This is a genomic window from Halalkaliarchaeum sp. AArc-GB (genome assembly GCF_031432225.1).
GTDB lineage: Archaea > Halobacteriota > Halobacteria > Halobacteriales > Haloferacaceae > Halalkaliarchaeum.
The window spans coordinates 49854-76006 of record NZ_JAVKGM010000012.1 but is presented as its reverse complement, the minus strand read 5'-3'; the positions used below and the strand labels follow the sequence as shown (position 1 = coordinate 76006).

The 26153-nt window shown below is 62.2% G+C and carries 24 protein-coding genes and 1 pseudogene; 9 read left to right on the top strand and 16 right to left on the bottom strand.

The window, feature by feature from the left end:
* Positions 1-18: 18 nt before the first annotated feature.
* Positions 19-969: an NAD-dependent epimerase/dehydratase family protein gene (locus RH858_RS11870; RefSeq protein WP_259533052.1), complete on the top strand. Its 951-nt coding sequence runs from the start codon at positions 19-21 to the stop codon at positions 967-969.
* A gap of 43 nt (positions 970-1012) precedes the next feature.
* Here RH858_RS11870 and RH858_RS11865 read toward each other — a convergent pair whose 3' ends face one another.
* On the bottom strand, positions 1013-1486 hold the full coding sequence (locus RH858_RS11865; RefSeq protein ID WP_259533053.1) for an N-acetyltransferase: 474 nt from the start codon (positions 1484-1486) through the stop codon (positions 1013-1015).
* 78 nt (positions 1487-1564) lie between these two features.
* Here RH858_RS11865 and RH858_RS11860 point away from each other — a divergent pair, with 78 nt between their 5' ends.
* Positions 1565-1996, top strand: coding sequence for an archease (locus RH858_RS11860; protein WP_259533054.1), 432 nt, complete (start codon positions 1565-1567; stop codon positions 1994-1996).
* A gap of 63 nt (positions 1997-2059) precedes the next feature.
* A complete protein-coding gene (locus tag RH858_RS11855; protein ID WP_310561948.1) occupies positions 2060-2980 on the top strand; it encodes a glycosyltransferase family 2 protein in 921 nt (306 codons plus the stop codon).
* Between the two features lie 104 nt (positions 2981-3084).
* Here RH858_RS11855 and RH858_RS11850 read toward each other — a convergent pair whose 3' ends face one another.
* The 7 genes from RH858_RS11850 to RH858_RS11820 all read right to left on the bottom strand — a co-directional run bounded on the left by RH858_RS11850 (position 3085) and on the right by RH858_RS11820 (position 9107).
* Positions 3085-4374, bottom strand: a complete 1290-nt coding sequence (locus RH858_RS11850; protein ID WP_310561947.1) for a uroporphyrinogen decarboxylase family protein — start codon at positions 4372-4374, stop codon at positions 3085-3087.
* Positions 4374-5042: a cobalamin-dependent protein gene (locus tag RH858_RS11845; RefSeq protein ID WP_310561946.1), complete on the bottom strand. Its 669-nt coding sequence runs from the start codon at positions 5040-5042 to the stop codon at positions 4374-4376. The genes RH858_RS11850 and RH858_RS11845 overlap by 1 nt, the downstream gene beginning before the upstream one ends.
* Before the next feature lie 228 nt (positions 5043-5270).
* Positions 5271-5639 (bottom strand): VOC family protein, encoded by a 369-nt coding sequence (locus tag RH858_RS11840; RefSeq protein ID WP_310561945.1) that lies wholly within the window; start codon positions 5637-5639, stop codon positions 5271-5273.
* A gap of 96 nt (positions 5640-5735) precedes the next feature.
* Positions 5736-6839 (bottom strand): cis-3-hydroxy-L-proline dehydratase, encoded by a 1104-nt coding sequence (locus RH858_RS11835; RefSeq protein WP_310561944.1) that lies wholly within the window; start codon positions 6837-6839, stop codon positions 5736-5738.
* Between the two features lie 85 nt (positions 6840-6924).
* Entirely contained in the window at positions 6925-7512 is a 588-nt protein-coding gene (locus RH858_RS11830) for a hypothetical protein (RefSeq protein ID WP_310561943.1), read from the bottom strand.
* A gap of 136 nt (positions 7513-7648) precedes the next feature.
* Positions 7649-8602, bottom strand: coding sequence for a helix-turn-helix transcriptional regulator (locus RH858_RS11825; protein WP_259533062.1), 954 nt, complete (start codon positions 8600-8602; stop codon positions 7649-7651).
* 283 nt (positions 8603-8885) lie between these two features.
* Positions 8886-9107, bottom strand: coding sequence for a hypothetical protein (locus RH858_RS11820; protein ID WP_310561942.1), 222 nt, complete (start codon positions 9105-9107; stop codon positions 8886-8888).
* 155 nt (positions 9108-9262) lie between these two features.
* On the opposite strand from RH858_RS11820, the gene RH858_RS11815 reads away from it, so the two are divergent.
* Entirely contained in the window at positions 9263-11371 is a 2109-nt protein-coding gene (locus tag RH858_RS11815) for an ABC transporter ATP-binding protein (protein WP_259533064.1), read from the top strand.
* 547 nt (positions 11372-11918) lie between these two features.
* On the opposite strand, the gene RH858_RS11810 is transcribed toward RH858_RS11815, so the two are convergent.
* Genes RH858_RS11810 through RH858_RS11800 form a run of 3 tightly spaced genes read right to left on the bottom strand, consistent with a single transcriptional unit; the run spans position 11919 to position 14505 of the window.
* Positions 11919-12557, bottom strand: a complete 639-nt coding sequence (locus RH858_RS11810; protein WP_310561941.1) for a bifunctional 4-hydroxy-2-oxoglutarate aldolase/2-dehydro-3-deoxy-phosphogluconate aldolase — start codon at positions 12555-12557, stop codon at positions 11919-11921.
* A gap of 45 nt (positions 12558-12602) precedes the next feature.
* The gene (kdgK1, locus tag RH858_RS11805; RefSeq protein ID WP_259533066.1) at positions 12603-13544 is read right to left on the bottom strand and encodes a bifunctional 2-dehydro-3-deoxygluconokinase/2-dehydro-3-deoxygalactonokinase; all 942 of its coding nucleotides are present in this window, start codon (positions 13542-13544) and stop codon (positions 12603-12605) included.
* Positions 13545-13548: 4 nt separating this feature from the next.
* Complete coding sequence (locus RH858_RS11800) at positions 13549-14505, bottom strand: C-terminal binding protein (RefSeq protein WP_310561940.1); 957 nt, start codon at positions 14503-14505, stop codon at positions 13549-13551.
* A 177-nt stretch (positions 14506-14682) separates the two neighbouring features.
* On the opposite strand from RH858_RS11800, the gene RH858_RS11795 reads away from it, so the two are divergent.
* Both RH858_RS11795 and RH858_RS11790 read left to right on the top strand, forming a co-directional pair.
* Entirely contained in the window at positions 14683-16020 is a 1338-nt protein-coding gene (locus RH858_RS11795; RefSeq protein ID WP_310561939.1) for a DUF362 domain-containing protein, read from the top strand.
* Between the two features lie 782 nt (positions 16021-16802).
* Positions 16803-17561, top strand: coding sequence for a VOC family protein (locus tag RH858_RS11790; RefSeq protein ID WP_259533069.1), 759 nt, complete (start codon positions 16803-16805; stop codon positions 17559-17561).
* A gap of 104 nt (positions 17562-17665) precedes the next feature.
* On the opposite strand, the gene RH858_RS11785 is transcribed toward RH858_RS11790, so the two are convergent.
* Both RH858_RS11785 and RH858_RS11780 read right to left on the bottom strand, forming a co-directional pair.
* A complete protein-coding gene (locus RH858_RS11785) occupies positions 17666-19357 on the bottom strand; it encodes an aldehyde ferredoxin oxidoreductase C-terminal domain-containing protein (RefSeq protein ID WP_310561938.1) in 1692 nt (563 codons plus the stop codon).
* Between the two features lie 218 nt (positions 19358-19575).
* Entirely contained in the window at positions 19576-20547 is a 972-nt protein-coding gene (locus tag RH858_RS11780; protein WP_259533071.1) for a TIGR03557 family F420-dependent LLM class oxidoreductase, read from the bottom strand.
* Positions 20548-20670: 123 nt separating this feature from the next.
* Between RH858_RS11780 and RH858_RS11775 the strand changes: the two genes are divergently transcribed.
* Together RH858_RS11775 and RH858_RS11770 are read left to right on the top strand one after the other, a co-directional pair.
* The gene (locus RH858_RS11775) at positions 20671-20955 is read left to right on the top strand and encodes a ubiquitin-like small modifier protein 1 (protein WP_310561937.1); all 285 of its coding nucleotides are present in this window, start codon (positions 20671-20673) and stop codon (positions 20953-20955) included.
* 61 nt (positions 20956-21016) lie between these two features.
* A pseudogene (locus RH858_RS11770) lies at positions 21017-22714 on the top strand (aldehyde ferredoxin oxidoreductase C-terminal domain-containing protein).
* 15 nt (positions 22715-22729) lie between these two features.
* Here RH858_RS11770 and RH858_RS11765 read toward each other — a convergent pair.
* The 3 genes from RH858_RS11765 to RH858_RS11755 form a co-directional block, all read right to left on the bottom strand.
* Entirely contained in the window at positions 22730-23011 is a 282-nt protein-coding gene (locus RH858_RS11765) for a MoaD/ThiS family protein (RefSeq protein ID WP_259533074.1), read from the bottom strand.
* 552 nt (positions 23012-23563) lie between these two features.
* The gene (locus RH858_RS11760; RefSeq protein WP_259533075.1) at positions 23564-24115 is read right to left on the bottom strand and encodes a PH domain-containing protein; all 552 of its coding nucleotides are present in this window, start codon (positions 24113-24115) and stop codon (positions 23564-23566) included.
* Complete coding sequence (locus RH858_RS11755; RefSeq protein WP_259536414.1) at positions 24112-24738, bottom strand: PH domain-containing protein; 627 nt, start codon at positions 24736-24738, stop codon at positions 24112-24114. The genes RH858_RS11760 and RH858_RS11755 overlap by 4 nt, the downstream gene beginning before the upstream one ends.
* A 284-nt stretch (positions 24739-25022) precedes the next feature.
* Between RH858_RS11755 and RH858_RS11750 the strand changes: the two genes are divergently transcribed.
* Complete coding sequence (locus RH858_RS11750; protein ID WP_259533076.1) at positions 25023-26147, top strand: Xaa-Pro peptidase family protein; 1125 nt, start codon at positions 25023-25025, stop codon at positions 26145-26147.
* Positions 26148-26153: the final 6 nt, after the last annotated feature.

The window sequence follows — 26153 nt, the reverse complement described above, 5'->3', positions numbered from 1 at the left end:
GCCACGGATCGCCCGGACATGGATCTCACCGACGCCCGCGTGCTGGTGACCGGCGGCGCGGGACTGGTTGGATCGCACCTCGCGGCGGCGCTTCTGGAGGACGCCGATCACGTCCGCGTCGCAGACGACTGCTCGAAGGGCGATCCCGACCGGCTCCCCGACGGGGTCGAGTTCGTCGAAGCCGACATGTGCGACAGTGGCGACGTCGCCGACGTCGTGACGCCGGATCTCGACGTCGTCTTCCACCTGGCGGCGTACACGGACACGAACTTCACGGACGGTCGACTGCTGTTCGAGGAGAACACCCAGATGACGTACAACGTGCTCGAACGGATGGACGAGGTCGGCGTCGACGCCTTCGCATTCACCTCCTCCTCGACGGTGTACGGGGAGGCACCCCGTCCGACGCCCGAAGATCACGCTCCCCTCGAGCCGATCAGCGTCTACGGCTCCGCCAAACTCGCCGACGAGGCGCTTACCTCGACGTACGCTCACACCTACGGGATCCAGTCGTGGGTGTTCCGGTTCGCGAACATCGTCGGTCCCCACCAGCGGGGAACCGTGGTGCCGGACTTCATCGAAAAACTGCTTGCTGATCCAGACACGCTCGAGATTCTGGGCGACGGCCGTCAGGAGAAGTCGTACATGCACGTCACCGACTGCGTGGACGCGATCCGCCACGTCGTCGAACACGCCGACGACCAGTACAACGTGTACAATCTCGGGACGGAAACGACCACCTCTGTCACCCGAATCGCCGACGTCGTCTGTGCCGTGATGGGCGTCGATCCCGGCTACGAGTACACCGGCGGCGACCGCGGCTGGGAGGGTGACGTCCCGCGGATGCGCCTGGACGTCGAACGGCTCTCGTCGCTGGGGTACGAACCGGAACTGTCGAGCGACGAAGCGGTCCGCCGGGCAGCAGAACAACTGTACGCGGAGCTCCGGGAAGAGAACACCGCAGGCTGATTGTGGCTGCTGACAGCTATTCCGGGATCGGCCGCCACCGGCGTCACCGCCGGATGAGGTTCGACAGCTTCTCCGTGAGCCCGCCGTCCCCGAGCTTGAGGTAGTAGGCGTCGCCGCCGTCCTCGTAGTAGTTGCGGATGTGTCGGTCGACGTCGAAACCGAGATGACGGTAGAATTCGAGGGCGTTCTCGTTCGTGGTTCGGGCGTGGCAAGTCACTGTCCGGTGGTTCGCGGCGACGTCCGCGACGAGACGTTCGCCGTATCCTTGTCCACGGAATTCGGGGGTGACCGCGAGAAACAGGATGTAGCCGTCACGTCGGACGGAGGCGAACCCCGCAAGTTCGTCGTCCTCGAAGTAGAGGTGAGAGGTTGCCCGGCGGTAGGCGTTCCTGAAAAAGCCCTTCCGCTGTTTCAGGACGTTCTCCTCCCGGCGGATCCGCTCTTTGAGCTCCCAGGCGAGCTCGAGGTGTTCGCTGTCCCCGGGTTCGTCGATCCGTTTCTCCACCCTGACGCTCACTACTCGCTGTTACTGTGCGATAGCAGTTAACTCCACTGGGCCGAAGCGAATACTACCTCCCCCAGCAAAATACCCCGTATGGAGTACACGCTGCGGGACCACACGGCCGACGTCGCCGTCGAGGCGACCGGCGCCACGCTGGGGGAGGCGTTTGCAGCCGTTGCGGAGGGACTCACTGAGGCGATGTGTGAAACGTATCCCTCCGGCGGCGAACGGTTCTCCGTCGAAGAGCGCGCCGAGAGTCGGGAAGCGCTGCTGTTCGACTATCTGGATCGACTCATCTACGAACGGGACGTTCGGGGCGTGCTCCCCGTCGACCACGACTGTGCCGTCTCCGTCGACGAATCGACAGCGAACGGGGAGGACGACGAGTGGGTTGCCGTCGCGAGCGCCCGCGGCGTGCCCCTCTCGGAGGTGACCGCACGCGACGTCAAGGCAGTCACGTACTCCGAGATGACTCTCGAGGAACGTGACGGCGAGTGGTACGCGTACGTCGTGTTCGACGTCTGATCCCCCGATCCCGGCGAACACCCGACGGATTGATTTATAAGTCTGGTTTCCCGAAACGTTCCCATGTCCCGAGACCCTCCAGCGAGCGTTCTCCTCCCGACGACTGTCTGGACGTCCGCGATCGAGGAAGTCGCCGACCAGCTCGGCCCGTCGGACGAGCTCCTCGTGATCTGCGATACGGCGTCGGATCCGGTCGTCAGAGACGTCTCGGAGGACACGGGCGCGGTCCGGCTCGTGATCGCCGGTGAGCCGGTGGGTTGTTCCGGGAAGGCGAACGCCATCGCCGCCGGGATGGAGGCCGCCGAACACGACCGGATTGTCTGGACCGACGACGACTTCCACCACCCGGACGACTGGCTCGAGAGGCTGCTGTCGGCGTACGACCGACAGGGGCCGACCACCGAGGTGCCGTCGTTCGTCGGTCGGGATCCGCTGTCGACGCTTTTCGAACCACAGTACGCTCTTGGCGGTACGGCCGGCGTCTACTTCGGCGACGTCGCGTGGGCCGGCGCCGTCGTCTTCGAGCGCAATGATCTCCCGGACGAAGGGATGTTCGTACGCGACCTCAGGAGTACGGTGAGCGACGACGGCCTGTTGACCGACCGCCTGGACATCACGCCGGTAAAGCGTGTGCGACGCGTCGAGGTGGGCGGTACGGTTCGGGAAACGCTCGAACGACACGTTCGGTTCGTCCAGATCGTCCGTCGACACGCGCCTGCCGGATTCGCGATCAACGGCGTCCTGGCGCTGGGGACAACGGTCGCAGGGGTACTGTTTCCCCTGCCGACGTTGGCCCTGTTGACCGGACTGTTTGCAGTCCTGTACGCCGCGTTCGGTGTTCGACGCTGGACGTTCCTTTTGGCGTATCCGTCGGTGATGGTGTCGGTACCGTTTCTGGCGTACGGCCTGCTGCGCCGCACGTTCGTCTGGGGAGGTCGGCGCTACCGGTGGCGGAGTCTGTTCGACGTCGAGGTAGTTGAGTAAACAGTTCCAGCTCGGCCGGCACGGTGGAGGGAGAATCGGTACGGTGGGGGCAGAATCGGTACGGTGGGGGCAGAATCGGTACGGTGGAGAGAGGAGACGTCGTCCTACCGGACGGAATTTACCATCGCCCGGACGTTCTCCGGTTTGGCTTCGTCGAGTCCGACTCCCGGCGCCAGAACGAAGCCGTTCTCCCCGACGGTCTCCACGAGCTCTTTCGAGTAGTCGCGGACCTTCTCCGGTTCCGCAGTGTAAAGTAGCGACGTTGGAACGTTTCCGGCGATACACGTTCTGTCCCCCAGCACCTCCGCCGCCCGGCCCATGTCCGTGTTCTGGAAGTGCCAGACCATCGGCCCGTCGGAATACTCGGCAATGATTTCGAGTCTGCTCTCGTAGCTCCCCTCCGCGAACAGCCAGGGAATCAGACCCTCTTCGTGGAGGGCTTCGATCACTGTCCGGAGCTGCGGCCAGTAGAACTCCTCGAACTCCGCAGGGGACATGAAGCTGTCCGCCCCTTTGTGCAATGGAATGAACACGTGTGGGTTGTTGTTCACCCGTGCGGTCGTGATCCCGAGTTCGATCGCCCACGGGGTAATCCGCTCGATCGCTTCGAGGAGAGTGTCGGGGCGGCGCTTCAGATCCATCATCACCCCTCTGGTGCCCCTGATGGTGTCCCCGAGCATATCATACGGTGCGAGAGTGATCCCGCCAACGTTTTGAGGGTGACCGGACGCGACGATCTCCTCGACGGTCGCTCCGACGACGCCTTGCCACTCGAGGGCCGCCTCTCCCGCCTGCTCGAGCGCATCGAACGCCTCCTGCACCTCCGGGAGGCCGAACGGGAGAACGAACGGGTGGACGCTTGCGATCCCGACGCTGAGCGAGATCAACTGGGGTAACTGCGCTAGCCCACCCAGCTCCCCGAACGCTGCCGGTACGTAGTTCCGAAGGAGGAAGTCCGTCGGATCCCGGATGAACGCGTCGTAATCCTCCGCGCTCATGTAGTCGGGCTCCTTGGCCTGATAGACGGTGTCCGGCGAGGAGCCGTCCCCCGGCCAGTCGAACACCCGGTAGTCGACTGCCTCGAGGGACTCCGCCGACGGAATGAGGGTCGTCGACCACGGGAAGACGTCGAGATCCAGGTCCTCCGCGAAATGAAGGAGCGCCGCACTGAGCTGTTCCCCGTCGTTCATCGCCGTTTCCGGCGTGATCCCGTGATGAAACGCCGGGTAAAACGTGCTCAACACGGAGACTGGAACCCGATCCGGACCGTCCATCCGGACCGCGTCGGCGTATCGTTGCGCCCGTTTGCGGTACTGCTCTCGCGCGTCTTCGTCCGTGAATTCGACTCCTTCCCCGGCGATCCACGAGTCGAGAGTCGGCTGGGGCAGCGACATCACGCCACCTCCGCCCCCTCCAGCCACTGTTTCGCCAACTTGACTCCGCCGGGTGCGTCGGTTTCGTAACCGTCGGCCCGAACGTACATGCGGACGTCGTCGGTGATCTGCCCGCCGCCGATCATCACTTTCGTCCCCTTGCGTAGCCCGTCGTCGTCGAACTCCTCGATGAGTCCCGCCTCTTCGAGCGCGTCGACCGTCTCTTGCATCGAGTCGAACGCCGCCGTCAAAAAGCCGCTCAGCGCCACAATGTCGGGATCGTGCTCCTCGACGGCGTCGACGAAGTCCTGCACGGGGACGTCGATCCCCAGGTCGTGTACTTTGAACCCGTTCAGATCGAACATGAAGTACACGAGGTCCTTCCCGATGTCGTGGATGTCGTCCTTCACCGTTCCCAGCACGACGGTTCCGAGCGTGTCCTCCTCCTGTTCGGGGAGCTCCTCTTGGATGAGCTGTGAGATCTGTTCGATGATGTCGCCCGCGTACATGAGGTCGGGAATGAAGTAGTCTTCCGCCTCGTACCGGTCGCCGACGATCGCCATTCCCGCCTTCAGATCGTCGAGAACAGCCATCGGATCCTCGCCGGAGTCGAGACGCTCCTCGGCTATCTGTATTGCCCGTTCCTCCTCGAGATCCGCCAACGCGTGTATCAGTTCGTCTGAAGCCATATTACACCAATATGTCGACTATCACATCACTTAAAGTACGACTGCTATTCCCATTGAACGGCAGGTAGAACGTTTGAAATTGGACTTTCGCAAGTTCAGTATGAACTACAATATATAAACAGACAGTAATGGGTAGTTGTCACATATTCGGAAAGCCAACGCGTCGTCGTTCCACAGAACTGTAACTGGAAGAATGCGTTTTTCGAGTAGTGACCGAGATTGTTCGCATCAGAGCGGTTCGATCAGTTCGACGACGTGGCCGTCGGGATCCTCGAGGAACGCGGTGCGGGCGCCCGCGGCGGGCTGGTCCCCCGGCTCTTTTATTGCGCCGTGGTGATCGATCCGCTCGAAGGCGGCGTCGACGTCGTCGACCTTCACTGCGACGTGGTCGTACAGGTCGCCGCTTTCCTCCGGTTCTTCGCCCTCGGTGTCGGACAGCTGGAACTCGACGCCCCCTTCGTCGGCGACGTACACGTTCCGGGTGGCTCCGTCCTCGGTGGTGAACTCCCAGGAGCGCTCGAACCCGAGCTGTTCGACGTACCAGTCGGCCGTCCGGTCGGCGTCGGCGACGTTGAGGCAGGTGTGGAGTATTTCCATAATACGAGGTGACTCGGTGAACTGATAAATCCCCGCAAGAAACGGGCTTTAAAACCTCACACCGGACTGGCTCGGACTCCCACCACCTGGCTGGCGCTACGTGTACGTCGCGACCGGCTCGCCGAGCACGTCCTCGCGGGGCTCGACGCCGAGGCCGGGATCGGTCGGCGCCACGAGCGTTCCGTCGTCCCCGGTGGGGGCGCCGTCGGCGGTGGTCACGTCGTTGTAGTTGTGGAAGTCGGTGGCGGCGAAACAGACGTCCGGCGGGGTGCTGACTGCGAGATGGGCGATCGCGGTCGTGGCGATCTCGCTTCCCCAGGTGTCCTCGACGATCATCGCGATGCCGAGTTCGCTGCAGAGATCACGGACCGTTCGGGCCCGCGTCAGCCCGCCGACCTTCGAGATCTTGAGGTTGATCAGGTCCATCGCGTCGTCCTGGTGGCCCCTGATGACGGGCTGGACCCCGTCGATGATCTCGTCGAGCACGAATGGGTGATCAGTCCGTTTTCGGACGGCCCGACACTCCTCGTAGGTAGGACACGGCTGTTCGATGTACACGTCGACGTCGTCGACAAGTTCGACCAGCCGGACCGCCTCGTGGCGGGTCAATCCCGTGTTGCAGTCGGCATCCAGGACGTGCTCGTCGTCGAGTTCTGCCCGGGCCGCCCGGACGCGTTCGGCGTCGATCACTGGCCCCTCGCCGACCTTGAGCTGGAACTTCCCGTATCCCTCGTCGCGATAGTGTGCGACGCGTCGAGCCATCTCGTCGGGCGTCCCCTGGGAGATCGCCCGATAGAGGGGAGCGCCGTCCCCGAACCGTCCGCCCAGCAGTTCGGCCACGGGCGATCCAGCTACTTTTCCGGCAATGTCCCAGCAGGCCATGTCGATCGCCGACTTCACGTACGGATGGCCGCGGAGCCGTCGATCCATCCGTTCGGCGAGAACCGCCGGCTGCGTGGGATCGGCACCGAGAACGGTGTCTGCGAGTTCTTCGATTCCCGCCCGTGCGCCACGGGGAAAGGCGGGGAGATATGCGGTGCCCAGCGTCGACAGTTCGCCCCAGCCGACGACTCCCTCGTCGGTGTCGAGACGGACGATCGTCGAATCGAACGCCTCGTAGGAGTTGCCGCCCGCCCAGTCGTAGCTTCCCTCGGCGATCGGGAGATCCACCTGATAGACGCGTATCCCTGTGACGTGCATTTACAGGCTACCAACCTGCCGCTTTGGCTAAAAGGTTAGGGGCGGAAAACGCGTTCGAATCGCGCCGGTAGAACCGCTCTCTTCGTTACATTCGACGATCTCGGTAGCGATGAACCACGGACAGCCCCAGCAGCGCACCCGCAAACAGTGTGGCGTATCCCATCCCCGGCACCGCCGAAAACGGCGACAGCCCGAGCCACGCCAGCCCGACCACCCCGAGCGACAGGCAGGCGAGCGCCAGATAGTACCTGCTCCACGTGTGACGCACCTGGCTGCTCCTCTCGAGATACGCGAGGAGTTCGTCGGCTTCTCCGGCCAGTTCGACCCGTCCGCGATCTCTGTCGTAGTCGATGACGCCTTCGGCGGCGAGTTTCGGCAGATGTGACTGGTACAGCGAGATGTAAACGCGCTTTCGTTGCTCCGAGGCCACCTCCCCCATCGGCAGGTCGTGTTCCCCGGCGGCAATCCGGGCCGCGAGGTCACCGATGGTCGTCTCCGCCTCGACGTGTTTCAGGTACTCGAGGACGTCCCGGCGGCGTCGGCTGCTCAACAGCTGGTGGACGGCGTCCGGAGAGAGGTCCCCGGCAACGTTCGCGTTCGGATCCACAGGTCGGTCGTTGCTCGGCTTCGTCGACTTCCGCGAGAGGGCTCCCGCAGCGAGTATTTTCCCCATTAAAGATCCCTGTCGGAGGAAACGAAGCAGTCGACAAAACAGTTTGCAGCAACACAGTACTATAGTCGAACTGACAGTATTGCCGGGCTGGTTGTGATTCGATGGCCAACCCATGCACAACAGGCGTTCGACGGCGTCACTCGTCGATCGGACACCTGGTCAGTTCGACGACTTCGACCGCCTCGTTCACTGTGACGCGAAGCTCTTCGGTGTCGACCGGAATTCTGATTCGGATCCGCAGGGGGTCGGCTTCGAGCAGTTCACACTCTATGTTGCTGATGTACGGTGCGTTTCGCCAGGTCAGTTTGCTGAACGGGATCGTCTCCTCCAAGCCGTGCTCGTAGTAGAAGGCGACCACTCCAGGATCGTTCAGGATCTCGAACCAGATCAGGCACCGGCGGGTGTACTCGCAGCGTTCACACACGTAGTCGACCCAGATGGGATTCCGAAAGCCGCAGGAATCACAGACGCCTCGGTCGCCGGCATCGTGCCCGTGGCAGATGTCGATCTTCGAGTCGACGCGTCCGGCACACTCCGGACAGACCCCGCTCATCATCGGGGTGGCCTTGGCGTCGTAAAAGGCGTGTGCGGCCTCGAGGAGTTCCTCGGGTGTTCTGTCCTGGATCCCTGCCGGCGGAAACGCGAACCGCATGTACGTCCCCGCCGGATACTCCTCGCCGCCGATACCCGGACACTCCGTACAACGAACCAGGATGCGCTCGTTTACGTACTGTAATTCCACAGGCGCGCCACAGTACGGACACCTTGAGTCACATTCGACCGGCTCGATTCGCGGTTTTCGGTTGATGCTCCCCGCGAGAACCGCCCGAATAACCTGTTTTCCCGCCTCCCGGAGGTCGTACCCCCTCTCGGTTTTCCGGACGAAGTTCCCAGTGAGCTTCGAGAGGTGATAGTTGAAGTTGCCGGGATCGTTGTGGCCGACTTTCTTCCGGAGGACAGCAAACCGGACGGGGGTCTCGGACGCCTTCCAGAGCGTTCGGAGAATCTCGATTCGGGTCCCGTCCCCGAGAATTGCGAACGCCTCGTCGGGCGTTAGTTCCTGGGACGTCTCAGAATCCGGGGAGACCATATCGTGTAATAGTTTCACATAACTAATTCTTTTTGGATAACTCGACGGGCAGATCGGGAGATCGCTGACTCGCGAGACTGTACTCCGAGTGAATACGTTCCCGGGGAACAGTCGACTCGGTGTCTGACCGACTGAATCGTACATCCTGTCTCATCCATCGTTATCACAGTCACGGATCCGGACGTACTCCGGATGTGGATGATCGAGACTGTGCTCACGCTGTCGTCGCCGATCCCCTATCGAGCGTTCGAGCCCCAGCCTCAGAATGGTCCGAGCCCCGATCTCAAAGCGTTTCAGCGATTTCCTCGACGGCGAGGGCGATCCGATACAGGAGATAGACCACCAACAGGAAAATGCCGACGCACAGCAGTCCGGCCCAGACCGCGAGCGGTATAATGAGGCTTCCCATGATCAGTAGTCCATACACGAGACTCGCGACGAACAAGACGACGACCGCTCCGACGAGCCCTGTCGGGACCTCGACCTCCGCGAATGTGATGCTCATACTTCCACACTCCGACGAGCGGACTAATAGATCCTGATCAATCAAACGCGTGTTTGCGCCTCTCACTCCGGCCACCGAACCACCTCCCCCGGACAAACAGCGGTCGACTTCTCCGGAGCCGTCGGATACTTGCTCCCCGAGGGCCAGTGTCGGGTGTGTCGACGGACGCGGACGAACGGAACGTCTTCGAGGTGTATCGGGACCGGGTCGACCGGCCGATCACGCGGCTGTTCCGCGAGTACGGCACCGCCGAGTGGCCGTACCTCGCGGTCGGGATGACCGCAAACGTGATCGCCCGTCTGGCGAGCCTGGTGCCGCCGCTGGTGTTGGGGGTGGCCATCGACGCGGTGTTCACCGGCGAGGGGGAGTTTTCCCTCCCGATCGTCCCCGACGCGTGGCTTCCGGCCGAGCAGGCCGGCCAGTTCTGGCTCTCGGTCGGGCTCATCGTCGGCGGCTTCCTCCTCACGGCGGTGTTCACCTGGATCTACGGCGTCGCTGCAAACTACTTCGCCCACCGGGTGATGCACACCGTCCGGACGGACTCGTTTGCGAAGATGCAGCGGCTCGATATGACCTTCTTCGACGACAAACAGACCGGCGAGGTGATGAGCGTCCTCAACAACGACGCCACCAACCTCGAGCGGTTCCTCGACAACGCCCTGCAAAACTCCGCCCGACTCGGGGTGATGGTGCTCGGGATCGCCGCCGTCCTCTTTTATCTGAACTGGCAGCTCGCGATCGTCACGCTGATCGCAATCCCGCTGATGGTGCTTTTCACCGTCTGGTTCATCCGGGCGATCGAACCCCGCTATGTGAAACAGCGCGCCGCGGTCGGCGATCTCAACACCGTCCTCGAGAACGCGCTGTCGGGCGTGGAACTCGTCAAGACGAGCAACACCGAGGAGTACGAGACCGAACGCGTCCGCCGGGCCTCCTTCGAGTATTTCCGGCGGACCATCTCGATCCTCAAGCTCAACTACCTCTACCGGCCCGGAATGGAACTGCTGGCTGGAGTGGCGTTCGCGGCGACGTTCCTCGTCGGCGGGATCTGGCTGTTCGCCGGCCCGCCAGGGCCGTTCACGCTCCCGCTTACGGTCGGCGCGTTCGTCACGTTCGTCTTCCTGACCCAGCAGTTCGTCGCCCCGCTTGCCGAAGTCTCCAACATCGTCGATCAGTACGAGAACGCGAAGGCGTCCGCCGAACGCGTGTTCGGCCTCCAGGACGTCCCGATCCGGATCACCGACGCCCCCGAGGCGGTCGACCTCGACGTGGAGGGTCGCGTCGCGTACGAGGACGTCTCCTTTGCCTACACCGAGAACGCACTCCAGGACCCCGACGAGGCCGGCGAGTACGTGCTTTCGGACGTCTCCTTCGAGGCCGAAACCGGCGAGACGGTGGCGTTCGTGGGGCCGACAGGTGCCGGCAAGTCGACTCTTTTGAAACTCCTGCTCCGGCTGTACGAACCGACGGAGGGATCGATTCGCGTCGACGGATACGACATCCGCGACGTGCGAATCGAGAGCCTCCGGAACGCGATCGGCTACGTCTCCCAGGACACGACGCTTTTCGACGGGACGATCGCCGAGAACATCCGCTACGGTCGCTACGAAGGAGCGATCGAGATCGGCACCGATCCGGACGCGACCGGGGGCGGGCTCCGTCGTCGGCTCGTGGATGTCTCCGCCGGCGACGGAGAGAGTGACGTTGACGCCGGCGGCGTGAAGCGCCGAATCGACCGGAGTCGGGAAATCCCGAACCCGGAGGAACTTCGCGAACAGGTGACCGAGGCGGCGAAGGCGGCGGAGGCTCACGAGTTCATCTCCTCGCTACCGGACGGCTACGACACCCGGGTCGGCGAGCGGGGCGTGAAGCTGTCGGGGGGTCAGCGACAGCGGATCGCAATCGCCCGAACTGTTCTCCAGGATCCCGAGATCCTGATCCTCGACGAAGCGACTTCGGCGGTCGACACGGAGACGGAAATGCTGATCCAGCGGTCCTTGAACCGCCTCGCTGCAGACCGCACGACGTTCGCGATCGCACACCGACTGTCGACGATCAAGGACGCCGACCGGATCCTCGTTCTGGAGGGTGGACGGATCGTCGAGCGGGGTGCCCACGAGGAGCTACTCGAACGCGACGGGCTGTACGCGAAGCTGTGGGGAGTGCAGGCCGGCGAGATCGAGTCACTGCCCGAGGAGTTTATCGAGGCCGCCCGCGAGCGCGCGAACGAACGGGGCGTCGAAACCGAGTATCTCGACGATTGAGACGGACTGGGAGTGACTACTTTCGATACGTTTCGATGTCCACGAGGAGTATCGACAATAGAGCCACTACTGTCCACGATACTACCATATTCAAATATTATCTGTATATATGATATTTATTGAATACTGATCGATGGGGTTCGAACAGGGAGCTCACAGAATCCATCTATTACCTTTCGTAATCGAACGGTTCGTCGCGCTGTACTCAGTCGATTATCGGCCAGTTCCTCGATCGGGTGCCTGCCAGTCCCCAGTCGAGGGCGATGACGCGAACTATACCGAATCTTGGCGAGAGAAATGCAGATTACACGTCGCTATCTGCCGATAAAGCGGAATTACTTATCGGATATATTCGGAAAACAGTCGAGATCTCGAAATCGAACCAAAGGATCCTTAAAAACATACGATAATTGATTTAAAGTCGGATTAGACAGATAATCGATTATTATCTGTCCCGAATCGATCTCGGCCAGCCTCAGACCGAAGTGAGTCCCGACCGATATCGAACCGGAGACTCGATCCGGCCTCACCGTAGGAACTTCCGCCGTCACTCCCGGGCAGCGGCGACTGCCTCGACGGTCCGACACGCGTTCTCCGTGATCCTCGAGTACTCGCCCCTGTCGACGGCCTCATCGGAGACGATTCCGCTTCCCACGCCGACAGCTGCTGCGCCGGCCTCGACGTACGACCCCGCGTTCGAGGGGCCGACACCGCCGGTGGGAACCAGCGGGATCTGTGGGAGGGGGCCGCCGATCGCGGCGACGTGTTCGGGGCCGCCCGTTTTCGCCGGGAAGACCTTGACGAATTCGGCACCCGCTTCGTACGCCTGTAACGCTTCACTCGGAGTGAACGCCCCCGCGACGACGGGCGTTCCGTAGCGATTACACGTCTCGATGACGCCGGGATCAACCGTCGGAGTCACCACGAACTCGGCACCGGCCAACTGGACGGCGCGGGCGGTTTCCCCGTCGAGGACGCTCCCGGCCCCGACGAGCACGTCGTCGAAGAGGTCCGAAACGGCGTCGACGAGTCCCGTCACGTTCGGCGTGTCCGCCGTGATCTCCAGTGCGGTTACGCCCCCGTCGACGACCGCGGAAGCGACTTCGACGACAGAATCCTCGGTCACACCCCGGAGTATCGCGAGTACGCCACTGTCGGTGATCCACTCGAGTTGACGATCCTCCATGTAGGCACCCGCGTGCCGGCCCCCTTAAAGCCAACTACCCGAATGCTACCTATCGATGTCGGAACTCCCTGTTTCGATGACGGACTCCACCTCCCGGGGCGTTACGACTGCGAGATCCCCTTCGATCGTACGCTTCAGCGCGGCCGTGGCAGCCCCCCACTCCAGTGCGTCCGCGATCGACTCCCCCCGGACGCGCTGGGAGAGGAACCCGCCGACGAACGCGTCTCCGGTGCCGATTGGATCGACGGTTTCGGTCCCGAACGACGGTTGCCACACGGGTCCGTCCGGACAGCTCGCGAGCGCGCCGTCCGAGCCTCGCGTCACCACGACGGTCTCACAGTCGTAGCGTTCCCGGAGCTGTTCGGCGATCGATTCGGCCCCCCCATCGACGTTCAGTATCGTCTTCGCGTCCCGCTCGGGGACGAACAGGAGGTCGACGTCCGGCAAGAGCTCGTCGTACGCCGACCGCGCGGTTTGGGGCGACCAGAGCTTACTCCGGTAGTTGAGATCGAACGCGGTCGTGGTGTCCACCGAGAGGAGTTCACTCGTCGTCCGATACAGCGTCTCGGAAAGCGCCGGGGTTATCCCCGTCGTAAAGAAGACGTCCGACTCCCGGATCCACCGAACCGAAAGTTCTTCGACGGTAGCTGAGGTTATCGCCGCGTCGGCACGGTCGTAGATCACATCCGTCCCCCGTGGCTGTCCACCCTGTTCGATGTAGTAGGTTCCCTGCCGGCCGTCGTCGCTCCAGGCGATTGCCGGAGTCACGCCGTGCTGTCGGATGTCGTTTCTGACGCGCCGGCCCAGTGATGTATTCGGGAGCTTCGACAGCCAGACGGCGTCGACCTCGAGACGGCTCGCGGCGATCGCGACGTTGCTCTCGGCGCCTGCGGTCCGGAACTCGAGCTGTGATGCGGTTTCCAGTCGCTGGCCGCGTTGCGGGGAAAGACGCAGCATCGTCTCGCCGAACGTCGTTACCTCGACCATTACCCTACACGTCGGTATTGACGAGGTTCATCGGTCCGTCCCCATTGAGTACGCCGATTACGTCTTCGGTTACGGTACGACGTAGCTCCGCGAGCGAGTCCTCCGAGTACCAGGCGACGTGGGGGGTGAGGATCACGTCGTCCCGGTCGATCAGGGGGGAGTTTTCCGGGGGTTCCTCGGGCAACACGTCGAGCCCGGCCCCGGCGAGCTCGCCAGTCTCGAGCGCCTCGGCGAGCGCGCCGGTGTCGATGACCGCCCCGCGGGCAGTGTTGACGATAAACGCGTGATCCCGCATCTGCTCGAACGCCGCCGCGTCGAAGAGTTCCTGTGTCTCGTCGGTCAGGGGGACGTGCACCGAGAGGACGTCCGACCCTGCCAGCAACTCGTCGAAATCGACCTTTCGCGCGCCGTGTTCTGCGATCTCTTCCGCCGAGAGATACGGATCGTACGCGATCACGTCCAGACCAAAGGCTTCGGCCTTCCTGGCGAGTGTCTGTGGGATCTCGCCGAACCCGGCAAGGCCGAGCGTCTGTTCGGTCAGGCGGTGGATCGGTTTCCCCTGGTTCCAGTCCCAGGTTCCGCCCGTTATTTCCCGATCGAAGAGCGCTACCTTGCGGACACATCCCAGGATCAGCGCCATGGCGTGTGTCGAGACTTCGTCGAGACAGTACGAGGGTACGTTCACGACGGAGACGCCGTGCTCGGTCGCGGCATCGAGGTCGACGGAGTCGACACCGATCCCGTACCGACCGACGACCTGGATTTCGGGACGCGCCTCGAACACCTCTTCGGTCACCTCGCCGTACTGGACCAAGAGCCCGTCGGCGCCCTCGGCCGCTTCGATGATTTCCTCCGGTGATCTGGCCTGTGCACCCTCCAGCTCTACGCCCGCACGGTTCGCGAGATCTTGTTCTATCGACAGATCAGGGAAGTTGTAATCCGTGACGAGTATCTTCGCCATACTGGCACCTATACCGGGTGAAGAAAATAGGGTTTCCCTTGCTGCAAGATTGTTGATGTGTGTAGGTCCCGGGTCCCCCTTCACGAGTTGTGAAGGGAAGCGATCCATCCGGCCTGTAGTCCCCGATCCGAAATGAGGGATCCTTTTTATAGCTATCGACCGAAACCGAAAATCACGATGACAGACGACACAGGGAGGGACGTAGTGATCTCGGAGGCGACGATCCTCGAGACCTGTGGCGATCGGGTGCTCCCGGAAATGGGAGTCGTCGAACAGCTCTGGGAGACCGATCCGATCCCGCCCGAGGAGATCGAGGATCGTGCCGCCGCGTGTGTGACGTCATTCGAGTGGGACGATGTCCCGGACGGTGGCTCAGTCGCGATCGGCGTGGGGAGCCGCGGGATCGCGAACCTCCCCACGATCGTGCGTGGGGTCGTCCGTGGGGTCGAGGACGCGGGCTATGAGCCATTCGTGTTCCCCGCGATGGGGGGTCACGGGGGTGCGACCGGGGACGGACAGCGGAAGAAGCTCGAGGCGCTGGGGGTGACCCCGGAGTCGATCGGCTGTGAGATCCGCTCGGAGATGGCCGTCGAGCAGGTGGGGACGACCGCCGACCGGGACGTCCCGGTCGTGGCCGACGCCAACGCCGTCGCCGCGGACGCGATTGTCCCGATCAACCGGATCAAGCCACACACCGGCTTCAGTGGGTGCGTCGAGAGTGGCCTCTCGAAGATGCTCGTCATCGGAATGGGGAAACAGCGGGGCGCCAAGCTCGCCCACGAGTGGGCAGTCGACTGGAGCTTCCGGAAGATGATCCCGTCGATCACCGAACGATTGCTCTCGGAGCTCCCGATCGTGGGCGGCGTGGCGATCGTCGAGGATCAGTACGATGACACGGTCATCGTTGAAGGGATCCCATCTTCGGAATTCCTGGATCGGGAAGCAGAACTTCTGGAGATAGCATACGACTACATGCCGACGCTCCCCTTCGATGAACTCGACGTCCTCGTTGTCGATCGAATGGGTAAGGAGATCAGCGGGACAGGGATGGACACCAACGTAATCGGTCGGATCCACATCGCCTATGAGCCACCACCGGAGCGGCCGACGATCGGCCGGATCTATGTTCGATCGCTCACCGGGCCCTCTCATGGTAACGCCACGGCAGTGGGGCTTGCCGACTTCGTCCACGCCGACCTGGAGGCGGCGACCGATCGAACGAAGACCTGTATAAACGCATTGACCGCGAGCGCTCCGCAGGGGTCCCGGATGCCGCCGGTCGTGGAGACGGATCGCGGCGGGCTCGTCGCCGCGCTCTCGACGATCGGGGTGTACGATCCCGGGACGGTCAGGGTGGTCCGCGTCACCGACACGATGCACCTGGACCGGTTTTACGCCTCCGCTGCGCTCGTCGAGGCCGCCCGAAAACGGGATGACCTCCGCGTACTCTCCGAACCGAGCCCGATCGAGTTCGAGAACGAACGGTTCCGTGCACCCTCCCCTTCTACAGGCTGAGCAGACCGAGTGCCTCGGGGGCCGTGGACTCCCCAACCGTGACCCGCCCGACCGCCCGAGGCTACCAGGCCGATGGTCGGATGGGAATGTTTGACTAACCCACGGGAAGCCTCGGAGTCGTCCGGAAATCTTCGATTTCCGTAATGACGTGAGACGAAATCTCTCGAACCACTTGAGCCCGAGGCGGTTCACTCCTTGCTCGTGACCTTCGAGATGCCGACGACGGTATCGACCTCGAGTAACCACATCAGCTACAATTGGATGGCGTTGGCGTCTTTCTTGATTGCGACCATCGCCAGTACCTCGCGCTTGACACCCCCTACGTGTTCGACTCCAATCTCGTATTTAGGTTACAATACTAATTTTGTAACGTTCAGGTATTCTGTACGGCAATTCACTGTCGTCGCAACACGCATCATCCGCTCAGCCACGGCAATCGGACAAGTATCCGGCTTTCGAAGTCGTCGAAACGGCCGGACGATCGACAGCGTCGCGAGTCGGCTGCTCAAGTCGGCGGAGACAGTAGCGCTCGAGGTTGTCCAGAACCCGCGGAATTATCGTCTCCGAAGGCCGTCTACGCAGCAGTTTCCGAGGAAGCATTGACAGGGGACACCTTTCGGATCAATAGCGGAGTTGACAGCGGTCCCGGATCCCACGTCCGAATGTATCGATCCACTTCTGGTGAACTGCCTCGGCCTGCTCCGCCTGTAGAATCGTTTTCGAGGAGAGTCGGTACAGTTTTGGCCGGTACATTTTTGAAGATCTGAGAAGAAAACAGTGACATGGGAACGCTCGACCATGTAATGATCCGCGTGGAGGATCTCGATGAATCACTGGACTGGTACAAGACGCACCTCGAATACGAGGAGAAGGGACGCTGGGAGGCGGACACATTCACGAACGTCTTCCTCGGCCCGAAAGACATGCACGAGGACGGAGCGAAACTCGAATTGACGTACAATCACGACGGCCGAAGTTACACGATGGGCGACGCGTGGGGACACATCGCCGTCCGCGTCGACGACCTCGAGGACGCCTACGAGGGCCTGATGGAACAGGGCGTCGAAGACTACCGGGATCCCGAATCCTGCGGGTACAAGTACGCGTTCGTGAAAGACCCGGACGGCCACGAGATCGAGATCGTCGAGCGCGATCACGGCGCCCAGTGGAGCCTGGATCACACCATGATCCGGATCGAAGACCCAGACGAAGCGCTCGGGTGGTGGACCAGGAAGCTCGAATACGCGTACAACGGGAAGCGGTGGGAAGCGGACACGTTCGCGAACTACTTCATGGAGCCGCTCGACGCCGCGCCCGAGGAGATGGCAGTCGAACTCACGTACAACTACGACGACCGGACGTACACGATGGGCGACGCGTGGGGGCATCTCGCCGTCCGCGTCGACGACCTCGAAGCTGCGTGGGAGGACCTGATGTTGCGGGACGCCGAGGACTACCGGGACCCCGAGTCCTGTGACTACAACTACGCCTTCACGAAGGACCAGGACGGCCACGAGATCGAGATCGTGACCGTCGACTGAGAAGAGCGGGTGTCGTGATTTTCTGGTCGATCGGTCTTCCGAAAGGCTGGTCGAACGGTAACGACCGACAAATGTCAGACTAGCTGACATCACTTCTCGTGGACTTACGGGGCTAACCCGTAGATATTCTGGATCTGCTGTTCGGGGACGGTTCCGTCGTCGTTCCAGCCCCGCGTGTCGTAGTACAAATCGAGCGCGTCCTCGAACCCCGCTAACTGGTCGACGTACGGGAGCGTGTCGTCCGCGCGGTCGAAACCCCGCCGGTTGTTGAAGTCGCGCTCGAGTGTGACCACCCGTTCGCCGACGGCCGTCAACGCCGAGAGATCGGCGTCGAACAACGCCTCGAGTCGCTCGGGATGCTCGGCGATCATCCCCCGGGAGAACCGACAGATGACACCGCAATCCTCGAGGGCGCGCATGTTCTCCTGGGTAGCGACGGCCGGCGCTTTCCCCTCCAGTCCCTCCGGTGGGAACGCATCCGCCTCGTCGACCAGCGGGTACTCCCACGCGTAGAAGGTGGAGTACATGTGGTCGCCGCCGCGGTTGGCGACGGCGTACGCGAGCCCCTGGCCGTGGAGCGTCCGCCCTTCGTGGGCCGCAAAGTCCAGCCCTTTTACCGTCCAGTTCTCTACCCCCAACTCCTCGTGACACCGGGCGATCCCCTCCGCGAGCGTGTCGCCGATCCCCTCGCGGTGGGCGATCTTCTCGACAGTCTCGTGGATCAATTCGACGTCGCCGAACGCGTCCTCGCTTTCGAGATACGCCGCGATCGTGTTGCCACACGAGATCGTGTCCATCCCGAGTTGATCACAGAGTTCGTTCGACTGCATCACGTCGACGACGTCGTCGACGGCCTGGTTCGAGCCGAACGCCATGATCGTCTCGAACTCGGGGCCTTCGGTCTCGAGGCCGCTTTCCTCGTCGCGGGTGGGGAGCTTGCAGGCGAACGCACAGCGGGAGCAGGTGCCGCGTTTGTGCTTTTTGGCCTCGACGGCGTCGCCGTTGATCCCCTCGATCCCCTCGAACTGTTTCTCCGACCAGTAGCGGGTGGGCATCCCCTCGATCTCGTTTGCGAGATCCGTCACCGACGCCGTCCCCTGCCGTTTCATGATGCTGTCGCTTTCGGCAGCCTCCCGATGGATCTCCGCTTGCACGTCCGGAATCTCGATGTCGGGGGCCGAGTCGCCCTCGAACGTGACCGCCTTCAGGTTCTTCGCCCCCATCACCGCCCCGAGACCGCCCCGCCCGAACGCGCGGCTCTCGGAGGTCATGATCGAGGCGAACCTGACCTGGTTCTCGCCGGCCGGTCCGATACAGAGCACGTTTTCGGCCTCGAGACCGCGCTCGTCGTGTACGTACTCGGTGACCTCGGGGACGCGCGCACCCTCGAGTTCCGGCGCCGGATCGAACTCGATGCCGTCGTCGGTGACGTGAACGATGAGCAACTCGTCGCTTTCCCCGACGAACTCGACGGCGCCGTATCCCGTCTCTGCAAAGGGGCGGGAGACGAATCCGCCGGCATTTGAAGATGCGAGCCCGTTCGTGAGCGGCGACACGGCGGTCGCGTTCGTTCGGCCGGTGAAGCTCATCTCCGACTGCTGGAGGGGGCCGGTCGAAAAGTAGAGCCTGTTGTCCGAGCCAAGTGGATCGGCGTCGAAGGGAATTCGTTCGTGAGCCAGGCGCGTTGCGACCCCGCGTCCGCCGATAAACTCGTCGCGGACATCGTCGATCCGTTCCGTCTCGTGGTCCCTCGCAGACAGATCTACTGTGAGGAGTGACCCTTGCGTTGTAAGCATCGTTCGATTCATCGCTCCGTTACGTTTTGAATCTACTGCTCGGTTACCGTGCTGCTGTCCGGGCGTCGATGGAACTATGACCGTCGTCGATTGGTTCGCTTGTCGACACCGTTTACGGACGACGTCGACTGGCACAACCCGATCTGGAGGCACGAGGATGGCAGCGTCGCGGAGTGGTAAGTTACCGGTACACGAGCTACCGATCGAAGAGCCTCCTCCTACCGATCGAGGATCTCCGTCTCCATCATCTCGATGAACTTCTCTTGATCCCGACTCGTGGACAGCAGTTCGACCTCGTCGAACCCGGCGGCCTCGAGTTCGTCGAGTTTCTCCCGGAGGTCGGCGGGATCGTCAGTGACCAGGAACTCGTCCGTCATCTCCTCGAGGGGGATCTCCCTGCCCGCAGCCTCGATTTCCCGCGGATCTGCGATTTCCTGGTCGAAGCCGATCGCCGGCGGCCCGCGCCAGAACCCGGTGCTCTCGAGCGCGCGCTCGTAGTCCTCGTCGTAAGACACCAGCAGCTGACGGATCCGCCTGATCTCGTCCGGATCGCGGTCGGCCGTGGCGGCACCGTCTTCCAGCGCCGGGACGAGATGCTTTTCGTAGACGTCGACGTCACGGAGCGTGAGGAACCCGTCGGCGTACTGTCCGGCGACGTGGGTCGATTTCGGTCCGTTTCCGGCGACGTACAGCGGCACGCGTTCCTCAGGAAGCGTGTAGAGGTACAGGTCGTTTGTCTGCCAGTAGTGGCCGTCGAAGTCGACGACTTCGCCGCTCCAGAGTCGGGTGATGATCTCGCAGGCGTCGATCAGCCGCTTTCGTCGTTCCGGATACGGGGGCCAGTCGTATCCCAGTGGCACCTCGTTCATCGCCTCCCCGGTACCCAGTGCGAGGTGAACTCGCCCGGGATACATCGCCCCAAGCGTGCCGAACGCCTGCGCCAGGAACCCCGGATGGTAGCGGGCGATCGGCGGTGTGACTCCCGTCCCCATCCGCAGGCTGTCGGTCCGCTCCAGGGCCGAACCAAGCCACGGGTGGGCCGCTCCGCAGTGAGCGTCGGTGTGCCACCACGGGTGTACGTGGTCGCTGGTCCAGACGGTGTCAAAGCCCGCACCCTCGGCCCGCTGTGCGTGATCGAGTAACGTCGTCGGGTCGTACTGCTCGTGGGCGGCAAACAGGCCAATCTCCATAGCTCCACTTGCTCGGTCAGTACGCATATAAGTATTCCCTGCTCCGAGAGATACCGTTCCCTGCCCCGACCGACATCATTCCCTGCCACGACAGATAAGTATCAGTAGACCGAGCGTGCGTGTATGGAGGTCGAGTGCAACTTCTTTGGACCCGTTCGCGACGTTGTCGGAACGAAGACTGTCGTCTGTGAACTTCCGGTGGGGGCCACCGTCGCCGAACTCGTCTGCGATCTCGACGAGACCTACGACGGGCTCGCCGATCAGCTACTGGAAAGAGAACACGAACTGGCCGAAAACCTCGTGATCACCGTCGACGGTCGGAACGTCCAACAGCTCGACGGGGGAGAAACGGAACTCGACGACGGGGCGGTCGTTCGGATCTCTCCATCCGTCGGTGGCGGCGGCTAGAAACCGGAGACGGTCGCGTCCGAAACCAACGTTTAATATGTATGGTATTGTCTCACCAGACATGATCACTGCAGGTGGTCCACTGTTGACGTTGGACGTCACCGATCGAGAGGCCAGAGAGGAGAACATCGACGACGTACTGGGGACGTTTATCGGTGGACGAGGTGTCGCAACCAAACTCGCTCACGACCGGATCCCGTTCGACGCCGATCCGTTCGGACCCGAAAACCGGGTGTACGTCTCGACCGGGCCGCTCCAGCAGGCGACGATGAGTTTCACGGGCCGGATGAACGTGACCGGCCTCTCGCCGTTGACTGGCGGCCTCCTCTCGACGAACGCCGGCGGCTATCTCTCGCGGAACTTCGTCGGGACGGGTCACAACTGCGTCGAAGTCGTCGGTGAAAGCGACGAGTTGCTCGCGATCCACGTCACCGACGACGGCGTCGAGTTCGAGGAAGTCCCCGAACTCGAGGAAGCAACCGTCCCCGAGGTCACCGAGCACGTAAACGACGAGCGCGATCTCGAGGCCGAAAACGTGCTCTGTATCGGTCCGGCGGGGGAAACCCTCGTCCGGTACGCCTGCGTGATGACCTACGAGTCCCGGGCGTTCGGCCGCGGCGGCATGGGGGCAGTGCTCGGGTCGAAAAACGTCAAAGCCATCACCTTCGAAGGGGACACCGAGTTCGACGTCGGCCTCCCGGAAGACGTCCAGTCGGAGGTCCACCAGAAGGCGGCGACGTCGGATTCGATCTTCCGGCGACAGGGCACGACCTCCGGGACGGAGTTCATAAACGACGAGTTCTCGCTGCCGACCCGATACTTCAACGACTACCACTTCGAAGCGGTCGAAGGGATCGGTGGCGACGCTGTCGAATCGAAGAAGTACAAAAAGGAGGCGTGTTCTGCCTGTGCGTTCGCCTGCAAGCTCCCCACCCGCGACGAAGCCAGCGGCCTCGAAACCGAAGGCCCCGAGTTCGAGACGGTCTACTCCTTCGGCTCGAACCAGGGCGTCGGAGACGTCGTCGACGTGATGAAGTCCAACGACCTGTGTGACGAGTTCGGTCTGGACACCATCTCGTGTGGGGTCACCATCGCCGCCTACATGGACGCCCACGACGAGTTCGGCAACGCGGCGCTCGCCCACGAACTCATCGAGAAGATCGCCTACCGTGACGGGGAGGGGGACCTCCTCGCGGAAGGCGTCGACCGCGTCCACGAGGAACTGGGCGTCGACAACTACACGGTAAAGGGAATGGAGTTCGCCGCCCACGACGGACGGACGATCCACGGCTAGGGGCTGTCCTATGCGGTTGCCAACCGCGGGGGCGACCACATGTACTCTGTGATGCTGCGGGACGAATACGACGGCAATTTCCCGCGTGAAGGGCTCGACGGGAAGCCCGAGCGCATCGTCGAACTCGAAAACTACGCGGCGTTCCGGGACAGCGGCATCATCTGTGCGTTCTCGAAGGAGGCGGAGGGGTTCGTCTCCGAAGAGACGTTCGAGAGACTGTTCGATACAGAGTACGAGAAACTCGTGGAGGTCGGGAGCCGGGTCGTCGAACTCGAACGGCACTTCAACAACAGACGCGGGATGGACCGCGAGGACGACGATCTGCCGTACGAGATCCCCGGGTTCGAGGCCGGTCTCGACGAGTATTACCAGACGCGTGGCTGGAACGACGACGGGACCGTTCCCGAGCACCGCGTCGCCGAATACGCAGAAACCGACGAGCCGGGCGGAACGGCCGACGACTGACCGTCACACCCCGCGTTATCCCTCTGGCATCGGTGAGGAAGTGATGCTAAGTCGATCGCCGTCTTCGAGTGTCGTATCGCCCCCGTCGAGTAGTTTCGCGTTCGTGCCGTTCCGCACGACCAGTACGGTTTCCTCCCGGAACCCCTCGAGGAGACAGAACTCGGCGGAACGGTCGTTTTCGGTTTCGAGTGCGGCGAGCAGATCTTCGACCGTCGAATCCGGCGGGACTGTGTAGGTGAACTCCGTTCGATCGAACAGCTCTCGAACCGCTCCGTACGTCTTGATTTCGATTTCCATGGACGGTGGTGGTGGTCCGACCGTTTGAATCTACGGCTCCGGAAGATGGGGCCCGATCGGGGAGTAATAAAAAGTATATTTCTACCTAACTACCATATTTCGTATATTAAATTCGAACGGAGATACCATCGATTGTTCACCTCCCGATCGAGTGAAACTAAAGGCGACGCGAGACGATGGTACCCGAAGGACGATCGCCCGATCGACAGCCACTCCTGGACGTAAAATTCGTCCGTCCGCCAAGCGACAACGAAACGGATTTGGACCGTTAAACCAGAGGATCAGTTGGCTCACCGTGGTTTTCGAATCGGATCTTCGAGTTCCGTCCGTAGTCGGTTACCTACTCCTCGAGATCGCGGTCTAGCTCGGATCGTTCGATGCGACGATCGTAACGAGTAGTTGTAAATTATCTCGTGATCCCATGGCATAATACTCAGTAAAAATACTATAACTGAAACATTATACTTATAACAATCCTTTGGGTTTTCAACCGGTGCCGAACCCCACGTTCTTTCTTCCTCCACAAACGTTTCTAGAACGGCTTCCGGAGCGCTACGACTCGAGACTTTTCCGGAGCGCTACGACCTCGTCGCGGATCGCGGTCCACGCTTCGAGAGATCCCGGGATTTCAGCGGCCGTCCGTCCCGTGGCCAGTTCGCGAACGATCTCGTAGGGCTCCGTCGGGTCGTACACGTCGTACAGTTGCAGATCGCGTCCACCGGCGATCTCGACGTCGACGGTGCCGTAGCCGAACACCGAGCCGGTGAGCCCCTGCGAATAGCCGACGTTTTGAACGCGGCTGTATTCGACGCGACGAACCGACCGACCCAGGATTCCAGTTTTCACCGCGATCTCGCCGTCGGTCAACACGAAGTTGGTCGTGACCACCCGCAAGTAGTGGTACAGACCCGGCACGGCCGCAACGGGAACCAACAGTAGCGCCCAACCGCTGACGGAAACGGCGAGCCAGAACACGACCACGAGCAACGCCACGCTGAGCCCGATGCCCGGCAATGCGCGAGTCGTTCGTGGTGACGCCTCCCACATGACAGTCTCGCCGTCGAATCGACGCCAATCGTCGGATACGACCGGATTCGGACTCATCGGTCTCGGGTGTTATCGGTGCCGGCGCCGTCGGTGTTACTGTCACCGTTGCTGTCCGTTCGATTGGCGTCGGTATCGTTTCCGTCCGTTCCAATCTCGTCGTTACCGTTGTCGTCCTGACCCTCCTCGACGATGCGCCGAATCGTGCGCAGTTCCGTCAGAATCTCCGCGAGTACGTCCTCCTTGTCGTCTCCACCACGTCCGTCTCTACGCTCGATCCGGCTGTCGATGAGCTCCTGGACGTCTGCGGGTGCCGGCACGCTCCGGAACTGCATCTCGACGCCGGAACTGCCGGCGGTGCTCACCTCGACGTTGCCGTAACCGAAGTAGGAACCGATGGCGCTCTGGCTGTAGGAGATGTTCTGTACCTTGTCGAAGCCGATTTTCTGGACGTCCCGCGAGAGGATGCCGGTCTTTTTATACAGGCCGGAGGTCGTGACGACGTAGTTCGTGTTCGTATAGGTGAGATACGCCCCGAGGATGATCACGAGCCCGATGAGGAGAATGGAGAGCGGAATGCCGACGATCAACGCCGGGACGAGGCTACTTCGGTGTGGACGGCTCGACCACAGCACTTCCTCGTCCTCTTCCAGCGTAAGCCAGTCGAAACCGACATCGTCCATCGAGGTCGCTGTCGTCACGTCAGGGGTTTCTGTAGTCACGTCCCCAGTCACATCCCCGGAGGGGAAAGATCTATCGCGACTTTCCGATGACTTTCCCGGGATCGACGTCTCGTATCGCAACTCCGTGAGAGTAGTTCACCGTCCGATCGGGTAGCCACGCGCTGACGGACGATTCCGCGGAACGGAGACGGCCGAACACACAATATCGGTACGGGTCGGCCGAATAGCAAGAAGCGGAACGCATACGGCCACAGTTTCCGAACGGGTTCAAAAGGGCCAAAACAATGACCGATCACGACGCAATAACGACACGGCTGTCACGGGCCAGGAGCGGGCTTCGATCCGGAGTCGCCGACGCGCTCGTCTGTTTCCCCAGTTCCAACATGTACTACCTCTCGGGGTTCGAGGACGAGCCGATGGAGCGGCACCTCTTTTTGATCGTCACCCCCGACGACGCGCTGTTTCTGGCGCCGGAGATGTACGACGAACAGATCCGGGAGGAGTCGCCGATCGCCGACGTCCGAACCTGGGGGGACGACGAGGATCCGATCGCATTGCTTGCATCCATCGGCGAGGAGTTGGAACTCGCCGCTGGACGGCTCCTGGTCGACGACCGCATGTGGGCAATGTTCACCCAGGACCTCCGGGAGGTGTTCCCGGAGGCCACCTTCGGTCTGGCGAGCGAACTGCTGACCGACCTGCGCATCCGCAAAGACGACAGCGAACTGGATCGCCTCGAACGGGCGGCGTCGATCGCTGATTCGGTGAGCGAATTGATCCGCACGCTCGGTTCGGACGCGATCGGCATGACCGAACGCGAACTCGCCGTCGAGATCGAACGTCGACTCGAGGACGCAGGCGGCGACGGGATCTCCTTCGACGTCGTCGTCGGGTCCGGTCCGAACGGTGCCCGTCCCCACCACCGCCACGGCGCCCGGGCGATCGAACCCGGCGATCCGGTAGTGCTCGACTTTGGGACCCGGTTCGGCGGGTATCCGAGCGACCAGACCAGGACGGTCGTGTTCGGCGGGAATCCGCCGACGGAGTTCGAATCGGCGTTTGACGCCGTTCTGGCTGCACAGAAGGCGGGGATCCAGGCGATCGAACCTGGCGTCGAGGCCAGCGAGGTCGATCGGGCCGCACGCGAGGTCATCGAAAAGCGAGGCTACGGCGACCAGTTCATCCACCGGACTGGCCACGGGGTCGGACTCGACGTCCACGAACCCCCCTACATCACCGGAGAAAACGACCGGAAGCTCGAGGAGGGAATGGTGTTCAGCGTCGAACCCGGCGTCTACATCGAGGGGGCGTTCGGGATTCGCATCGAGGATCTCGTCGTCGTCACTGGGGACGGCTGCAAGCGCTTGAACCGATCACCCCGAACCTGGAAACCGCTCGGTGAGGAATAAGGTCGG

What these genes read in the sequence shown, in the direction of transcription:
- RH858_RS11870 (WP_259533052.1), top strand. Translation starts at nt 19, where the DNA reads ATGGATCTCACCGACGCCCGCGTGCTGGTGACCGGCGGCGCGGGACTG.
- RH858_RS11860 (WP_259533054.1), top strand. Translation starts at nt 1,565, where the DNA reads ATGGAGTACACGCTGCGGGACCACACGGCCGACGTCGCCGTCGAGGCG.
- RH858_RS11855 (WP_310561948.1), top strand. Translation starts at nt 2,060, where the DNA reads ATGTCCCGAGACCCTCCAGCGAGCGTTCTCCTCCCGACGACTGTCTGG.
- RH858_RS11850 (WP_310561947.1), bottom strand. Translation starts at nt 4,374, where the DNA reads ATGTCGCTGCCCCAGCCGACTCTCGACTCGTGGATCGCCGGGGAAGGA.
- RH858_RS11845 (WP_310561946.1), bottom strand. Translation starts at nt 5,042, where the DNA reads ATGGCTTCAGACGAACTGATACACGCGTTGGCGGATCTCGAGGAGGAA.
- RH858_RS11840 (WP_310561945.1), bottom strand. Translation starts at nt 5,639, where the DNA reads ATGGAAATACTCCACACCTGCCTCAACGTCGCCGACGCCGACCGGACG.
- RH858_RS11835 (WP_310561944.1), bottom strand. Translation starts at nt 6,839, where the DNA reads ATGCACGTCACAGGGATACGCGTCTATCAGGTGGATCTCCCGATCGCC.
- RH858_RS11830 (WP_310561943.1), bottom strand. Translation starts at nt 7,512, where the DNA reads ATGGGGAAAATACTCGCTGCGGGAGCCCTCTCGCGGAAGTCGACGAAG.
- RH858_RS11825 (WP_259533062.1), bottom strand. Translation starts at nt 8,602, where the DNA reads ATGGTCTCCCCGGATTCTGAGACGTCCCAGGAACTAACGCCCGACGAG.
- RH858_RS11820 (WP_310561942.1), bottom strand. Translation starts at nt 9,107, where the DNA reads ATGAGCATCACATTCGCGGAGGTCGAGGTCCCGACAGGGCTCGTCGGA.
- RH858_RS11810 (WP_310561941.1), bottom strand. Translation starts at nt 12,557, where the DNA reads ATGGAGGATCGTCAACTCGAGTGGATCACCGACAGTGGCGTACTCGCG.
- kdgK1 (WP_259533066.1), bottom strand. Translation starts at nt 13,544, where the DNA reads ATGGTCGAGGTAACGACGTTCGGCGAGACGATGCTGCGTCTTTCCCCG.
- RH858_RS11800 (WP_310561940.1), bottom strand. Translation starts at nt 14,505, where the DNA reads ATGGCGAAGATACTCGTCACGGATTACAACTTCCCTGATCTGTCGATA.
- RH858_RS11795 (WP_310561939.1), top strand. Translation starts at nt 14,683, where the DNA reads ATGACAGACGACACAGGGAGGGACGTAGTGATCTCGGAGGCGACGATC.
- RH858_RS11790 (WP_259533069.1), top strand. Translation starts at nt 16,803, where the DNA reads ATGGGAACGCTCGACCATGTAATGATCCGCGTGGAGGATCTCGATGAA.
- RH858_RS11785 (WP_310561938.1), bottom strand. Translation starts at nt 19,357, where the DNA reads ATGCTTACAACGCAAGGGTCACTCCTCACAGTAGATCTGTCTGCGAGG.
- RH858_RS11780 (WP_259533071.1), bottom strand. Translation starts at nt 20,547, where the DNA reads ATGGAGATTGGCCTGTTTGCCGCCCACGAGCAGTACGACCCGACGACG.
- RH858_RS11775 (WP_310561937.1), top strand. Translation starts at nt 20,671, where the DNA reads ATGGAGGTCGAGTGCAACTTCTTTGGACCCGTTCGCGACGTTGTCGGA.
- RH858_RS11765 (WP_259533074.1), bottom strand. Translation starts at nt 23,011, where the DNA reads ATGGAAATCGAAATCAAGACGTACGGAGCGGTTCGAGAGCTGTTCGAT.
- RH858_RS11760 (WP_259533075.1), bottom strand. Translation starts at nt 24,115, where the DNA reads ATGAGTCCGAATCCGGTCGTATCCGACGATTGGCGTCGATTCGACGGC.
- RH858_RS11755 (WP_259536414.1), bottom strand. Translation starts at nt 24,738, where the DNA reads ATGGACGATGTCGGTTTCGACTGGCTTACGCTGGAAGAGGACGAGGAA.
- RH858_RS11750 (WP_259533076.1), top strand. Translation starts at nt 25,023, where the DNA reads ATGACCGATCACGACGCAATAACGACACGGCTGTCACGGGCCAGGAGC.